This is a genomic window from Abyssogena phaseoliformis symbiont OG214 (assembly GCF_016592595.1).
Taxonomy (GTDB): Bacteria; Pseudomonadota; Gammaproteobacteria; order PS1; family Pseudothioglobaceae; genus Ruthia.
Map to the genome: position 1 here is coordinate 1,410,112 of NZ_AP012977.1, position 15,891 is coordinate 1,426,002.

General features: G+C 38.4%; 17 protein-coding genes and 1 rRNA gene. 12 read left to right on the forward strand and 6 right to left on the reverse strand.

Going from position 1 to position 15,891, the window contains the following annotated elements; all coding sequences use genetic code 11:
• Position 1 precedes the first annotated feature (1 nt).
• Positions 2–640: an orotate phosphoribosyltransferase gene (pyrE, locus tag CVPH_RS09030; protein WP_201341392.1), complete on the reverse strand. Its 639-nt coding sequence runs from the start codon at positions 638–640 to the stop codon at positions 2–4.
• 27 nt (positions 641–667) lie between these two features.
• Between pyrE and CVPH_RS09035 the strand changes: the two genes are divergently transcribed.
• The 9 genes from CVPH_RS09035 to fabB all read left to right on the forward strand — a co-directional run bounded on the left by CVPH_RS09035 (position 668) and on the right by fabB (position 9,689).
• Entirely contained in the window at positions 668–1,435 is a 768-nt protein-coding gene (locus CVPH_RS09035; protein WP_201342469.1) for an exodeoxyribonuclease III, read from the forward strand.
• Positions 1,436–1,983: 548 nt separating this feature from the next.
• Complete coding sequence (gene trmB / locus CVPH_RS09040; protein WP_201341393.1) at positions 1,984–2,658, forward strand: tRNA (guanosine(46)-N7)-methyltransferase TrmB; 675 nt, start codon at positions 1,984–1,986, stop codon at positions 2,656–2,658.
• Positions 2,658–3,113, forward strand: coding sequence for an FxsA family protein (locus CVPH_RS09045; RefSeq protein WP_201341394.1), 456 nt, complete (start codon positions 2,658–2,660; stop codon positions 3,111–3,113). Before trmB ends, CVPH_RS09045 begins: the two co-directional genes overlap by 1 nt.
• Positions 3,101–4,324 (forward strand): bifunctional folylpolyglutamate synthase/dihydrofolate synthase, encoded by a 1,224-nt coding sequence (locus tag CVPH_RS09050; protein ID WP_201341395.1) that lies wholly within the window; start codon positions 3,101–3,103, stop codon positions 4,322–4,324. The genes CVPH_RS09045 and CVPH_RS09050 overlap by 13 nt, the downstream gene beginning before the upstream one ends.
• Positions 4,325–4,363: 39 nt before the next feature.
• Positions 4,364–5,212, forward strand: a complete 849-nt coding sequence (locus tag CVPH_RS09055) for a CvpA family protein (protein ID WP_201341396.1) — start codon at positions 4,364–4,366, stop codon at positions 5,210–5,212.
• A gap of 10 nt (positions 5,213–5,222) precedes the next feature.
• Positions 5,223–6,740 carry an amidophosphoribosyltransferase gene (gene purF, locus CVPH_RS09060; RefSeq protein ID WP_201341397.1) on the forward strand — a complete coding sequence of 506 codons (1,518 nt, stop codon included), beginning with the start codon at positions 5,223–5,225 and terminating at the stop codon, positions 6,738–6,740.
• Positions 6,741–6,765: 25 nt separating this feature from the next.
• Positions 6,766–7,932, forward strand: coding sequence for an O-succinylhomoserine sulfhydrylase (locus CVPH_RS09065; protein ID WP_201341398.1), 1,167 nt, complete (start codon positions 6,766–6,768; stop codon positions 7,930–7,932).
• 30 nt (positions 7,933–7,962) lie between these two features.
• Entirely contained in the window at positions 7,963–8,472 is a 510-nt protein-coding gene (fabA, locus tag CVPH_RS09070; protein ID WP_201341399.1) for a 3-hydroxyacyl-[acyl-carrier-protein] dehydratase FabA, read from the forward strand.
• Positions 8,472–9,689: a beta-ketoacyl-ACP synthase I gene (gene fabB, locus CVPH_RS09075; RefSeq protein WP_201341400.1), complete on the forward strand. Its 1,218-nt coding sequence runs from the start codon at positions 8,472–8,474 to the stop codon at positions 9,687–9,689. Before fabA ends, fabB begins: the two co-directional genes overlap by 1 nt.
• 39 nt (positions 9,690–9,728) lie before the next feature.
• Here the strand turns inward: fabB and secF are convergent, their stop codons facing one another.
• From secF to serS, 4 genes are read right to left on the reverse strand one after another with little or no spacing between them, the layout of a single operon-like run.
• A complete protein-coding gene (gene secF, locus CVPH_RS09080; RefSeq protein ID WP_201341401.1) occupies positions 9,729–10,655 on the reverse strand; it encodes a protein translocase subunit SecF in 927 nt (308 codons plus the stop codon).
• Positions 10,652–12,505 carry a protein translocase subunit SecD gene (gene secD, locus CVPH_RS09085; protein WP_201341402.1) on the reverse strand — a complete coding sequence of 618 codons (1,854 nt, stop codon included), beginning with the start codon at positions 12,503–12,505 and terminating at the stop codon, positions 10,652–10,654. Before secD ends, secF begins: the two co-directional genes overlap by 4 nt.
• Positions 12,506–12,520: 15 nt before the next feature.
• Positions 12,521–12,865: a preprotein translocase subunit YajC gene (gene yajC / locus CVPH_RS09090; RefSeq protein WP_201341403.1), complete on the reverse strand. Its 345-nt coding sequence runs from the start codon at positions 12,863–12,865 to the stop codon at positions 12,521–12,523.
• 21 nt (positions 12,866–12,886) lie between these two features.
• Complete coding sequence (gene serS / locus CVPH_RS09095; protein ID WP_201341404.1) at positions 12,887–14,176, reverse strand: serine--tRNA ligase; 1,290 nt, start codon at positions 14,174–14,176, stop codon at positions 12,887–12,889.
• Between the two features lie 82 nt (positions 14,177–14,258).
• Between serS and CVPH_RS09100 the strand changes: the two genes are divergently transcribed.
• The 3 genes from CVPH_RS09100 to trxC are packed head-to-tail and all read left to right on the forward strand — an operon-like array spanning position 14,259 to position 15,684.
• Entirely contained in the window at positions 14,259–14,546 is a 288-nt protein-coding gene (locus CVPH_RS09100; RefSeq protein WP_201341405.1) for a rhodanese-like domain-containing protein, read from the forward strand.
• A 30-nt stretch (positions 14,547–14,576) separates the two neighbouring features.
• Complete coding sequence (locus CVPH_RS09105) at positions 14,577–15,209, forward strand: hypothetical protein (protein WP_201341406.1); 633 nt, start codon at positions 14,577–14,579, stop codon at positions 15,207–15,209.
• 52 nt (positions 15,210–15,261) lie between these two features.
• Positions 15,262–15,684 carry a thioredoxin TrxC gene (gene trxC, locus CVPH_RS09110; RefSeq protein ID WP_201341407.1) on the forward strand — a complete coding sequence of 141 codons (423 nt, stop codon included), beginning with the start codon at positions 15,262–15,264 and terminating at the stop codon, positions 15,682–15,684.
• 66 nt (positions 15,685–15,750) lie between these two features.
• Here trxC and rrf read toward each other — a convergent pair.
• Positions 15,751–15,866, reverse strand: a 5S ribosomal RNA gene (rrf, locus tag CVPH_RS09115).
• Positions 15,867–15,891: the final 25 nt, after the last annotated feature.

Below are 15,891 nucleotides of genomic sequence, written 5' to 3' on the forward strand. Positions count from 1 at the left end.
CTTAAACACCATAGCAATCTCGATACGCCTCAATGCGCTCAATTAACGCATGATCGTTGCCTTGCTTTAAATAATCAACCAAGTGCGATAAATTAATAATACTTAAAACTGAAAGCCCAAAATTCTGCTCAACTTCCTGAATAGCAGATTGCTCGCCCTTGCCTTTTTCCTGACGGTCAACCGCCACAATCACACCCTTGGCAGTCGCACCATTTGCTTTAATGACATTCATCGCCTTACGAATAGCCGTTCCTGCTGTGATGACATCATCAATAATTAAAATATTGCCCTCAAGTGAATGACCAACAATACCCCCCCCCTCGCCATGCATTTTGGCTTCTTTGCGATTAAAACTATAAGGCACATTTTTATCAAAACCATCATTAAACGCCATGGCAGTTGCAGTTGCTAGCGGGATGCCTTTATAGGCTGGGCCAAACAAAACATCAAAATCCAAGCCACTATTTTCAATCGCTGTCGCGTAGAATTTACCCAGTTGAGAAAGATGCTGCCCCGTATTAAACGCCCCAGCATTAAAAAAATAAGGGCTAATACGACCGGATTTTAAGGTGAATTCACCAAATTTGAGCGCACCACTGCCTAACATAAAATCTACAAAGTCTTTTTGATACTGTTCCATGGGTTTTCCTATAAAATTATTTCGATGATAAGAATTATAACGGCTAATGTCAACGGAATTCGTGCCGCTGAACGAAAAGGTTTTTTTGATTGGATAAAAACCCAAAATGCAGACGTGGTTTGCTTGCAAGAAATCAAAGCACAAGAAGACCAATTAGATGAACGATTTTATCCAAAAGAATACCACTGCTATTACCAACCTGCTGAGAAAAAAGGCTATTCTGGCACAGCCATCTTTACCAAACAAGTGCCCACTCAAGTCATTAAAGAAAGCCCGTGGGATGATATTAATTTTGAAGGACGATTTATTCGAGCTGACTTCGAAGATTTGTCAGTTATTTCAATTTACATACATTCAGGCAGTGCCAAACAAGATCGCCAAGATTTAAAAATAGCGTTTTTAACTAAGCGATTTATGCCTTACTTACAAGAACTTAAGGCAAGCGGACGTAAGGTCATTATTTGTGGTGATGTGAATATCGTACATCAGGAAAGAGATATTAAAAACTGGAAGGCAAATCAGAAAAATTCAGGCTGTTTGCCAGAAGAGCGCGCTTGGCTGGATGAGTTATTTTTTGAAGTTGGCTTTATTGACGGCTTTCGTGAAGTTAATCAAGAAAATAGGCAATACACTTGGTGGAGTAATCGTGGTCAGGCATGGGTGAATAACATTGGCTGGCGCATTGATTATCAAATCCTCACGCCGAATCTCAAAGGCACAGTTAAAAGTGTCAGCATTTATAAAGATGGACGTTTTTCAGACCACGCACCACTGATTATGGATTATCAATTATAAGGGAACTTATGACGGTATTGCCTCCATCTCTTGCAAGTTTAAATAACAAAGGTCAATGGTTGTAATCTATTCCATCAAGCTCAACACAAAGAACTTGGTTAAAACTACTTAGTGCTAATGTTAATAACTCTGTGGCTACATTGGTTGTATGTGACATAGGGCATCCTGATTAATTGGATAAAAAATCTGCAATCTAAAAAAGGTGGTAGATCTCACTTATCCAAAAAAAAGAAAGACGGGAACTTATTAGCCAAAAAGCCTATTCGGCTCTCCTCAGCCTACCATAAGCGATTTTGTCCCTATTTATTTTAGGTACAAAAAAGCTGTTGTAATAACGGTAAGCGGGAAACCGCTTTCTTTGGTTTAAGGCTTATAAATATACCACATACTACTTGACTGTCAAACGGTAAAATAAAATCCGTTTTCACGGATAACTTTTATAGAGCGCTTGCTCTTTTAGGTTTTTTAATGGGTGTGTTGTGTTGCTTTTTTTAGCAACACCTTAACTAAATGCTATTTATATTTGTGCCAATATTTTGATAAATAAAATGAGAAAAATTCAAAGTTTTGTACGCCGCTCTGGTCGATTAACACTGGAGCAAAAAATGGGGCTGACTGAACTTTGGGCGGATTATGGGGTTGATTTACCTAAAGGCAAGATTAACTTAAAGCATTTGTTTGTCAAGCAACAAAAAATTATTTTAGAAGTAGGCTTTGGCAATGGGGATAGTTTGCTGGAAATGGCAATTAAGACACCTGATAGAAATTTTTTGGGCATTGAGGTGTATGAGGCAGGTATTGGTAGATTAATTAACGAGGCACACAAACACCAATTAAGCAATCTTAAAATCATTAAAGAAGATGCCGTTGAGGTATTAACAAACCATATAAAAAACGACAGTTTTAATCGTTTTCAGCTGTTTTTCCCTGACCCGTGGCATAAGAAAAAACACCATAAACGCCGAATTGTGCAAACTGATTTTCTAGATCTGTTGTCACGCAAAATAATTAAAGGTGGAAAAGTTCACATGGCAACTGACTGGGAACATTATGCCACTGCAATGATGGACACCTTAGAAAATCACCCCTACTTTAAAAACACACAAAACAACCTTATCTATTCACCAAGACCTGAATACCGACCCATTACTAAATTTGAACGACGAGGTCGTAGGCTGGGGCACGGTGTTTGGGATTTAATTTTTATTAACGAGAAAACATAATGATATTTCCTTTATTTGTTGTCATGACGCTGCTTGAGATTTATGTTTTAGTATCAGTGGGTGAGTCAATTGGTGGTTTTTCAACCATATTATTGGTTGTTATTACTGCACTTATTGGCTCAACACTACTTAAACAACAAGGATTTTCTACCCTTGCAAAAGTACAGCAAAAAACCATGAACGCACAAACGCCTGCTTTTGAAATGCTCGAAGGAGTAGTCATCTTAGTCTCAGGTGTTTTGTTATTAACGCCTGGTTTTATTACGGATTTTATCGGCCTGCTTGGGCTTATACCCATTTCAAGGGCTTATTTTATTAATCAAATTTTGAAAAAGAACGCAAAAAAAATATTTAGCAAAAATCGCTCTGATTTTATTCATAAAACCAAAAACACGCCACCCCCCCAACAGCGCAATAAAGACAACACCATTGAGGGTGAGTTTTGGGAAGACTAAACACCCTAGATGACTGGCTAAATTACCAAGAAAACCTACATTTTCAGGACATTGATCTAGGGCTAAAACGTGTTAAAAAAGTTTATCTAAAGCTGTTTCCAAAAGGTGTTTCTTTTAAAGTAATTAGCGTTGCTGGTACCAATGGTAAAGGCTCTACCGTTGCTTTTATTGATAGCATTTACCAACAATCAAACTTTAAAGTGGCTAAATTTAGTTCGCCACACATTCTTAAATACAATGAGCGTTTTGTGATTAATGGCGCGCAAGCCACTGATGAGCAGATTTGCTCGGCATTTAATAAAATAGAACAAATTCGAGGCAAAACCTCACTCACTTATTTTGAATTTTCAACTTTGGCTGCGCTGATTATTTTTGAGCTAGAAAAAGTTGATGTGGCTGTATTAGAAGTAGGGCTGGGTGGTCGGTTGGACTCGGTTAATATTATCGATAACGACGTGAGCGTCATTACTAATATTGATATTGACCATGTGGATTATTTAGGCGATACTCGTGAGCTGATTGGGTTTGAAAAAGCGGGCATTATGCGCACAAATACGCCTTGTATTTGTGCTGATATCAATCCACCCGCCTCAATTAGTCAATATGCTCACCAAATCAAGACGCAACTGGCATTTGTTAAGGAAAAATATACAAGTGATATAGGCTTAATCGGTAAGCACCAACAGCAAAATGCAGCTGCGGCAATGCTTGCTGTGCAAAAATTGAATAAAACCCTCCCAATTAATGCCATTCAAATTAAAACAGGTATTAAATATGCACAACTTGATGCTAGATTTCAAATAAAAACCATTAATAACAAAACTGTTATTTTTGATGTTGCGCACAATGCAGCGGCTGTTAAAGTGTTATCAGCAGAATTGGCAAGGCAAAAATGCCCCACCGTCGCCATATTTTCAGCTTTAAAAGATAAAAATATTGGCTTGATGATTAATGAAATTAGCCTGATTATTAATCAGTGGCTACTAGTGCCACTTGATGTAAATCGAGCAATAGACATGAAAGCGCTTAGTAGCGAGTTTGGTTTAAATCATAACATTCACGTTTGTGATGATATGCAAGATGCCATTAATCACGGGCTTAACGACAAGCAATATCAGCGTATTGTTATTTTTGGCTCGTTTCATGTTGTGGCTGATGCATTAAAAATACTTACGCCATTTATGAAAAATGATGAAGAAGAAATCTTGTAAAATTGTAACTAATCACAAAGCACCTCTAGGAGAGATTTGATGGATGAGTTTTTTGCAACTATCTGGCACATGATTGAACGCTTAGTTTGGTCTGACTGGATAACCATTGCTATTTTAGCGACATTCCTAGTGCTGGGCTTTAAGCGCGGTATGGCAAGAGAGCTTATCAATTTGGGGTTTTTATTATTAGCCGTTTTAATTGCATGGCTGTTTTACCAAATATTGGCCATAAGCTCGCTCATCACTTGGCTAACACTCTCACACCAATCTCATTTAGCCATCTCATTTGGGGTGATTTTTATTGGTGTTGTGATCATAAAAAGAATAATTTACAAACTAACACAGCTCTCCTCAACCGTTGATAATCCTTGTGTACTAAACAAACTGTTTGCGCTAATGGTCGTTTTGGTGGCAATCACAATGTTTAGTTGGCATTACTTAAAGGTTGTGGCTAAGCTGGGCATTATGGAAATACTGATTGGCAATGAATCTGTTCGCATTGGCTTGTCATTTTCAATTGTATTTGGGTTTGCCTTTGGTGTTTTAACTTTTATATCAAGTGTGTTAAATATCTCTATTGATGAAACCAAACCTTGTTTCTTGTCGTCTTTTTTCAAAAAAATACTTGAGATTTTGCAAGCAATAGACACCAAGCTTAATGCCAAAAATATCAACAACACTCAAAACAGTTTATTAGGCTTAATTGTAGGCTTAATCAAAGGTAGCTTGGCAATTTTAATCATGGTATTAGTGTTACAAAGTATTAGTTGGATTTCACAAAAGTATTATTGGATTGAAACTCATGGCGCTTTAAGAGTCTTTCAAGATGTGGCTTCAGACATTAAACCTGAGTTGCCACAATACTTATTATTTATTGAAAACAATTAGGAAATAACTTATGTGTGGCATTGTTGGCATTTTATCTACCACTAAGAAAGATACAGCTGTTTATATTTATGATGCGCTGACTATTTTACAGCATCGCGGTCAAGACGCAGCAGGCATTGTCACTGCTCATAAAGGACGTTTTTATATGCGCAAGTCAAATGGCTTGGTTAAAAATGTCTTTAGAACTAAGCACATGACACAGTTGTTAGGCGATATGGGCATTGGCCATGTGCGTTATCCTACTGCAGGTAGCTCATCTAATGCAGAGGCACAGCCTTTTTATGTTAATTCGCCATACGGCATTGCATTTGCACATAACGGCAACTTAACCAACACTGAGCAATTGGCTCAAGAATTATTTGAGCAAGACCTTCGCCATATCAACACCAACTCTGATTCAGAAATTTTACTCAATGTATTTGCCAGTGAATTAGCCAAGTTACAAAAACAACGCATTAACGAGGCTGATATTTTTGCATCTGTAAAACAAGTGCATAAGCGTGTACGTGGTGCTTATGCAACCATTGGCGTGATTCCAGGCTATGGTATTTTTGGCTTTAGAGACCCTAATGGTATTCGCCCATTAATTCTTGGCAAACGTACCACTAAAGGCGGTACTAAATATATGTTAGCCTCTGAAAGTGTGGCACTTAGTGCGCTTGGTTATGAGATTACTCAAGATATTAAACCAGGTGAGGCGGTCGTTATTGACAGAGCGGGTAATATATTTATCAAACAATGCGCAGAAAACCCCAAGCACTCGCCTTGCATCTTTGAATTTGTTTATTTTGCCCGTCCAGATTCAGTCATTGATAATATTTCCGTATACAAATCTCGCCTAAGAATGGGAGAAAAGTTAGCCAAAAAAATTCATAAAGAATGGGACGTTAATGATATTGATGTGGTAATCCCAATTCCCGACACCTCTAGAGTAGCTGCACTACAACTGGCACATAAACTAGACGTTAAATATAGTGAAGGCTTAATTAAAAATCGATACATTGCTCGCACTTTTATCATGCCAGGGCAAAAACAGAGAAAAAAATCTGTACGTCAAAAACTCAGCACAATTGAACTTGAGTTCAAAGGCAAAAATGTATTATTAGTCGATGATTCCATTGTACGTGGCACAACCAGTGAGCAAATTGTACAAATGGCTCGTGATGCTGGTGCTAACAAGGTGTTCTTTGCCTCAGCCGCGCCTGCCGTGCGCCATCCCAATGTGTATGGTATTGATATGGCTAGCCACAAAGAGTTTATTGCTCACAATAGAGATACTAATCAAATCTGCAAAGCCATTGGTGCGGATAAGCTAATTTATCAAGATTTGGATGATTTAATTTGGTGTGTACAGCAAGGCAATAAGGCAATTACCATGTTTGATTGCTCTTGTTTTAATGGTCAATACGTAACCGATGATATCGATAAAGACTATCTTGAACATGTTGAATTTTTACGAGGCGACCTTGCGAAAGAGGAAAACAACACCTTTGAAGCTTCTGAATTGATTGGTAATGATGTAGAATAGCGCTATTTAATAATTTTACAAGCACATGAAAGATTTAAACTTCAATACCAAAGCTATACGCACAGGTTATCAACCTACTACTGAACAGGAACATTCTGAGGCAATATTTTTAACCTCCAGTTTTGTCTTTGACTCAGCCGAACAGGCCGCTAATCGCTTTTCTAAAAAAGAGCCAGGGAATATTTATGCACGTTTTACCAACCCAACAGTAGATGCCTTTGAAAAAAAATTAGCCGCACTTGAAGGTACGCAAGCCTGTGTTGCAACATCATCTGGTATGGCGGCAATCTTTGCCACCATCATGGCACTGCTTAAATCAGGTGATCATATTGTTGCTTCTCGTAATATGTTTGGCACCTCAATTGTGCTATTAAACACCATTATTACTAAATTTAATGTTGACATTAATTTTGTAGATTTATCTGACTTATCAGCATGGGAAAGTGCGGTTAAAAATAACACCAAGCTTTTTTTACTTGAGACGCCATCTAATCCACTGGGTGAGGTTGTAGATATTGCTGCGCTTAGTAAAATATCAAAAGCCCATCATGTTCTTTTAGCAGTTGACAATGCAATTTTAAGCCCTGCGCTACAAAATCCTATTGCCTTGGGTGCTGATATTGTCATTCACTCAGCCACTAAATATATTGATGGTCAAGGTAGATGCTTAGCAGGTGCTGTGGTTGGAAGTGCTGACATTATTGAGCAAGTTCATGGATTTGTGCGCACCACAGGCCCTAGTTTGAGCGCTTTTAATGCTTGGATTGTGCTTAAGGGGCTAGACACTCTAAGTCTTAGAATGAAAGCCCACTCAGACAATGCGCTTAAACTTGCCATCTGGCTTGAAACCCAAGATCAGGTAGAAAAAGTCTATTATTTAGGTCTGTCTTCGCACCCTGATTACAACTTAGCTAAATCCCAACAGTCTGGTTTTGGTGGCATTGTATCGTTTAAAGTTAAAGGTGGAAAAGAGTCGGCCTTTAAAATAATCAACGCCACCAGTATACTTTCCATTACCGCTAATTTAGGTGATACAAAATCTACAATCACCCATCCAGCCACCACAACGCACGGACGCTTAACCGATGAAGAAAGACTTAATGCTCATATAACAGATGGATTAATCAGGGTGTCTGTTGGTCTAGAAGACATTAAAGACATCATTGCTGATATTAAGCAGACACTGGTATAATGTAGGGAAAATTTTTACGTAAAAAACACAATGCAAAATTCTTTTTCCTATGATGAATTAATTAAATGTGGCAATGGCGAATTGTTTGGGCTGGGCAACGCCCAACTGCCAAAGCCACCGATGTTAATGTTTGATCGCATTAACCATATCTCTAGTGAGGGTGGCGAATATGGCAAAGGTGAGATTATTGCCGAATTAGACATTAACCCTGATTTGTGGTTTTTTGAATGTCACTTTAATGAAGATCCTGTTATGCCTGGTTGCTTAGGACTAGATGCCATGTGGCAATTAATTGGCTTTTATTTAGGGTGGTTGGGTGGCCCTGGCCGTGGTCGTGCGCTTGGTGCTGGTAATATTAAATTTGTCGGTCAAGTATTGCCCAGTGCAAAAAAAGTAACCTACAAAATTAACTTATCGCGCGTTATTGCACGCAAATTGTACATGGGTGTAGCTGATGCAACCATGGAAGTGGATGGCAAAGTCATTTATGAGGCCACCAATCTTAAGGTTGGATTATTTACTGATACTAGCAAAATGTAATGAACAGAGTTGTTGTCACAGGAATGGGAATTGTTTCTAGTTTGGGTGCAAACTGTATAGAAGTTTTAGCCTCTTTAAAAGCGGCAAAATCAGGCATTAAATTTGACGAAAACCAAGCGAAAATGGGGCTTCGTTCACACGTCTCTGGCTTGATTGCTGAAATAGACTCTAATGCAATCATTGATAGAAAAATGAAACGCTTTATGGCTGATGCTGCTATTTACAATGCAGTTGCCCTAGATGAGGCGATTAAGCAATCAGGATTAACACCTGAACAAATATCAAATGAACGTACTGGACTTATCATGGGCTCTGGCGGCGCTAGCAACCAAAACGTAGTAGAAGCCGTCGACATCTTAAGGGAAAAAGGCATTAAGTGTGTTGGTCTTTATCGTGTACCGCGCACGATGGGCTCTACAACCTCAGCTTGCCTTTCAACCCTGTTCAAAATTAAGGGCATTAACTATTCAATCAGCTCTGCTTGTTCAACCTCTGCACACTGCATCGGTAACGCCATGGAACAAATTCAAATGGGCAAACAAGATGTGGTATTTGCTGGTGGTGGTGAAGAGTTAGACTGGTCGCTCACCATGTTGTTTGATGCAATGGGCGCCTTATCTTCTAAATACAACGAAACACCTTCAAGCGCTTCTCGTGCCTTTGATACGAGTCGTGATGGTTTTGTTATTTCTGGTGGTGGTGGTACATTAGTACTTGAATCATTAGAACATGCACAAGCTCGAGGTGCAACTATTCTTGCAGAACTCACGGGCTATGGTGCAACGTCCGATGGCTATGATATGGTTGCACCGTCAGGTGAAGGTGCTAAACGCTGTATGCAACTTGCCATTTCAACCATTAAAGGTCCGATTGATTATATCAATGCACACGGCACTTCTACCCCTGTGGGTGATGTTAAAGAATTAGGTGCTATTAAAGCAGTATTTAGCGACAACATCCCATATGTTAGCTCAACCAAATCTCTTTCTGGACATGCCTTGGGTGCAGCAGGCGTGAATGAGTCAATCTACTCATTACTCATGCTACAAAACGACTTTATGGCAGAATCTGTTAATATTGAAAATCTTGATGAAGCAGCTGAAGGCGTACCAATTGTACGAACAACAACCAAACAATCACTCAAGCGAGTGATGTCTAATAGTTTTGGTTTTGGTGGTACAAATGCTTGCCTAGTCTTTGAAAAATTTAAGCAATAAACGAAAAAACTTCTTAACAAGCATCCAAATATTACTTAACTATGGTCGTGAATCAAGTGCTTTCTTTTCTTTTTCAGATGGCAACAAATCTTCCTTAGTAATGCCCAATGCAAGAATCATTGAACTAGCAACATAAATAGAAGAATAAGTACCCACCACCACTCCAATTAGTAACGCTAAAGCAAAACTATGGATAGTTTCACCACCTAAAAAGAACAACGCTAACAACACCAATAAGGTGGTTAAAGAAGTCATGATTGTTCTAGATAGCGTTTGATTAAGCGCGCCATTAATAATCTTAGAAGAATCAACATGACGTGTTGATAAGAAATTTTCACGAATTCTGTCAAACACTACAATAGTATCATTCAAAGAATAGCCAATGACGGCTAATATGGCAGCCAGTACTGTTAAATCAAACTCAATTTGAAATAATGAGAAAAAGCCTAGGGTGATAATAACATCATGCATAAGGGCGACAATTGAGCCTAATGAAAAACGATATTCAAAACGTATCGCTACATAAATCAAAATACCAATCAGCGCATACAACATTGCCAAGCCGCCATCATTAGTAAGCTCTTCACCCACTTTAGGGCCTACAAATTCAACCCGACGAATATCAACATCATCGCCCAATAAATTGGTGATTTTTGAACTTAGTTTGGCACTAGAAATTGATTGTAGCTCTAAGCGAATTAAAACCTCATTAGTTGAACCAAAATATTGGACATTAGCCCCTTTAAAATTTGCCTTGGCTAGCGTGGTTCTAATCTCGGCTAAATCAACACCTTGTTGATAACCCGCTTCAATTAAAGTGCCGCCCGTAAAATCAATGCCTAGCTTAAGCCCGTTCATGGTCAATGAAAAAATGCTAGCAACAATCAATAATACCGAAAATATAATGGCATAAGTGCGCTTGCCCACAAAGTCAATCGTTGGAATGTTTGATGCTTTTAAACTCATATTGAAATCTCCTCTAACTTTTTGCCACCGTATATTTTATTAATGATTGCACGTGAGACAATAATGGCTGTGAACATTGAAGTGATAATGCCAATTGACAAAGTAATCGCAAAGCCTTTAATTGGTCCAGTACCAAAGCTAAACAAAACCAATGCCGCAATCAAAGTCGTAATATTAGCATCTGCAATGGTCAGTAACGCTTTATCATAGCCACTTGAAATGGCTTTTTGAATATTGCTATTTGCACCTAATTCTTCTTTAATACGCTCAAAAATTAACACATTGGCATCCACCGCCATACCCACTGTAAGTACAATGCCTGCAATACCTGGTAACGTCAGCGTGGCTTGTAATAAAGACAAAACAGACACAATCATCACCAAATTAAGCGTCAAAGCCACATTCGCCGCCATGCCAAATACACGATAACGCATAGCCATAAATAACAACACCAAAACAAAACCAACCGATACCGATATCACACCTTTGGTAATATTATCTGCGCCAAGGCTTGGACCAATAGTGCGTTCCTCAATAATTTCAATCGGTGCCGAGAGTGAACCTGCCCTTAATAATAAGGCTAAATTACGCGCTTCCTGAGCACTGTCAATCCCTGTAATTTGAAACCGTGATGAAAATGTGCCTTGAATTGTGGCAGCATTAATAATATCTTTAGTGGTGGTACGTTTCTTAATGGTTTTTCCATTTTTAGTTATGGTTTCAACCTTATTTTCAATAAAGACAACTGCTATACGATGGTGTAAGTATTTTTTAGTGGTGTTAAGCATTGCTCTGCCGCCAATACTATCAAGTGTGATATTCACCATTGGAATGTTGTTTTCTTGATCAATGCCAGACGCCGCACCTGTAATGTTCTCACCTGTTGTGATAACGCGACTCTTTAGCAATAATGGACGACCATCTTTAAAATAATAAAGTTTTGAACCAATTGGCACACGCCCTGATTGAATGGCTGTTTGTGGGTCATTTTTTTCATCAACCAGTCTAAACTCCAAAGTCGCCACTGCACCTAAAATCTCTTTTGCTCTAGCTGTATCTTGTACACCTGGCAGTTGAACCACAATACGTTCCGAACCTTGCTGTTGAATAATTGGCTCTGCCACACCTAACTCATTCACTCGATTACGCAACGTTGTAATATTTTGTTTAAGTGCACTTTTTTTGGCTTGTTTTTGTGCACTATTACTAATACCAATATTGAGTAATAATTCGCCCGTATTGTTGTTATCAAAAATCACCAAGCCATCCAATTCTGATTTAATTAACTGAGCCGCTCTGTCTTTTAATTCAGCGTGCTTAAAACGAATAACAATACTGCTATTTTCTTGCCTAATGCTCTTATATAGTCTATCTTTACGTAATAAAACACGAAGTTCATTATATGCCTTGTCCATTGAGGCTGAAATGACCGCCTCCATATCAACCTCTAATAAGAAATGCACACCACCTCTAAGGTCTAAACCAAGTGACATGGCTTTACCACCAAGGCTCGCCAACCAAGTTGGTACAGAAGGTGCTAAATTTAGTGCCACCACGTAACGACGACCTAATGCCTGTTTAAGGGCATCCTTGGCTAAAAGCTGTTGTGTATTGTCCTTAAAACGCGCCAAAATTCTTTGACTGGTTAGTTCAACAGATTTAAATTCAATTTGTTGAACTTTCAATGCATTTTTAACTTTATCCAAATCTTGGTCAACAATCAAAGCATTACCTGCGCTTGACACTTGAATAGCCAAATCAGAGCCAAATATATTTGGCAACGCATACAACATTGAAAGCAATAAAACAAATGCAATCAATGCATTTTTAAGCCCTGAGTAATGATTCATAATGGTTATTTTTAACTAAATTTTAGTACTGCCTTTTGGCATTTTTTGGTTAATGCCTTGCTTTTGCACCTTAACCACAACACCATCAGCAATTTCCAATGTTGCAAAAGACTCGTCCACAGAAACAACCTTGCCAATCACACCACCATTGGTAACAACTTCATCGCCTGTTTTTAACACTGCTAATAATGTTTTGTGTTCCTTGGCACGTTTTTGTTGTGGTCTGATGAGTAAAAAATACATCAGCACAAACATAACCAATAAAAATGGCAGTCCACCCCAGGGGTCTGAGACACTTCCCTCTATAGAGACTAAACCTTCTGCAAATGTTGGTGCAATGATTAAATCTAATAAGCTCATTTTATCTCCTTATGTAAAAAATTAATTAATAACTTCTAAACCGCCCATGTAACTTTGTAAAACAAAGGGTATTTTAATACTTCTATCGGCTTGCTGATGGTTTTCTAGTACTGCCACTAACGTTCTACCAACTGCCAACCCTGAGCCATTTAATGTGTGTAATAATTCCGATTTGTTAGTTTCTTTGTTCTTATATCTCAGTTGTAAACGTCGCGCCTGAAAATCTTCAAAACAAGAGCAAGAAGAAATTTCACGATAAGAATTTTGCCCAGGTAACCACACTTCTAAATCATAGGTTTTAGCGGCAGAAAAACCAAGATCTCCTGCACACAAGTTGACCTTTCTATAAGGCAATTCTAATGCTTGCAAGATACCTTCAGCATGTGCAGTTAACACTTCTAAAGCTTGATACGAATCTTGCGCCTTAACCACTTGCACTAACTCAACCTTTTCAAATTGATGTTGGCGAATAAGGCCACGAGTATCACGCCCGTAGCTACCTGCTTCTGATCTAAAACTAGGTGTATGCGCCACAAACTTAAGCGGTAAATCACTCTCTTTTACAACCATATCACGCATCATATTAGTCACAGGCACTTCACCAGTTGGAATCAAATACAATGTTTTGACCTCTCCTTGCTCACCATGTAGGTGCGTTTTAAATAAATCAGCTTCAAACTTTGGCAACTGACCCGTGCCAATTAAAGATTCTGCATTTACCAAATAAGGCACATAAGCCTCGGTATAACCATTCACTTCACTATGTTGATCTAGCATAAATTGTGTCAATGCACGATGCAAACGTGCAATTTTCCCAGTCATGACAGAAAATCTAGCACCAGAGATCTTAACTGCCGTCTCAAAATCTAGCCCATACATTCCACCCAAATCAACGTGATCTTTTACATCAAAATCATACTGACCTGGCTCACCCCATTTTGACACCTCAACATTGTCCTCATCACTCTTACCCTCAGGTACAGAATGATGAGGAATATTTGGCATCAGTAAAACAATCGCATCAATATCAGACTGAATCGCTTGCAAATTTGATTTTGCCAAATTTAGCTGATCACTTAAATCTGCAACGTCCTTTAATAAAGGCTTAACATCTTCTCCAGAAGCCTTGGCTTTACCAATCGTCTTAGACTGTATATTGCGTAGGTTTTGCAGGTTTTGAGTTTCAATTTGATTTTTTTTTCTATTATCTTCTAACCCAGTTAATTGGTTGACATCAAAAGAAAAGTGTCGCTTCTTCAGGGCATTAGCAACAGCCTTTATGTCTAATCTTAATTGCTTTTTGCTTAACATTGTTATATAATTATTTACTAATATAGATTAACACCTAGTTATACTAGGTTTGACTTTAAAAACTAACTTCGGAAATTATACTATGTTTAATTCATTTTCAAGCAGTGATGCTTGCAAACTATTGGCCAATGGTGCTCAATTAGTTGATGTTCGCTCTAGTAGCGAATTTGCCCAAGGCGCACTACCAAATGCAATCAATCTGCCACTACAATCCATTATGGGTGCTGACCAAATCATCGACCGTGACAAGGCCGTTATTCTTTATTGCGTTACAGGTGCTCGTTCATCAACTGCTAAAAATTATTTAATCCAAATGGGTTATGAGAATGTTAATGATTTGGGTTCGTTTAAGAATTACAACTGCAAGTAGCACAATACAATAATGGTATAAACTGGTGCAATGAGGGTTAAAAGCACTTGGCACAAAACCCAAGTTAAAACCATTGGTGATATTGCTGGTGCGCTGGCATTTAACTCGTGGCGCATTACTAAAAATCATTTAGAAGATTTAATTAACGAAGCCTTCGTGATTGAAAAAGCACAAGTGTTTGATGTAATCTCTGAATACTTATGTTTTCTAATTCAGTGTATTGATAGACTGGTATTTGATAAATTAGATGCCAAACAACGTCAAGCATTGATTGTCAAGTTAGCCAAACAATCGGCTGATTATTTTCACGAAAACAAACAAGAATGTATTGGCTCAGGTGAGCACTGGAAAGACTTTATTCAAATTTATAATGCCAGGTCTCAAGACTACGCCAATTATGAATTTAAAAATGGTGAACCTAATTATCATTTCTTAAGATACTTTGCAGAGAAAATTCAAAAAGCCATGACTCATGCTGATTCAAAATGGATTGTCCAACAAATTATTGAAATCCAAGCCCCAAAAGCCTTTAAATCAATCAAAAAAAGTGTTAAGGACTTGGTGGCAGTTGAAAAAATAATATCCAAAGCTGAGCAAATAAAAAATAAAAAGAGCAAAATTCCCAGATCCAAACGCAAATCAACCCGCCCTGACTTGCAATAAACCCAATCCACCCATAGATAATACTCAATGATATCAAAAAATAGGAGCTAACATGATTGCAATGTGCCCAAACTGTGGCGGACTTAACAACATTCCAAAAGACAAATTAAACAACAAGCCCAATTGTGGAAAGTGCAAAAGTCTAATTTATAACAGACAGCCTATTAATATGAGTGGTGTACAACTCACTCGTGCAATAGAAAAAACCAATGAATTGTTGGTGGTTGATTTTTGGGCAACTTGGTGTGGTCCCTGTAAAATATTCGCCCCTACTTTTAAACAAGTAGCAGCTCAACTTGAGCCTAAAGCCCGATTTATCAAAATCGAAACCGACAAAGAACAGGCCATTTCCACCAAGCACAACATTCGCTCCATTCCAACACTAGCCATTTTTAAAAATGGTAAAGAGGTAGCGCGTGTTTCTGGCGCACTTAGTGCGCCAGATTTTACTAATTGGGTTAATCAACATATATAGGAATAATCATTTAGGCAATAAAAAACCCCAGCATCAAAAAGATGTCTGGGGTTTTTTAAATTTAAAGCCTAGCAATGTCCTACTCTCACATGGGGAGACCCCACACTACCATCGGCGCTAAGTGGTTTCACTTCTGAGTTCGGGATGGGATCAGGTGGGTCACACTCGCTATTGTCACTAAGCAAACTTAGTGTCTCATTCGCCTAT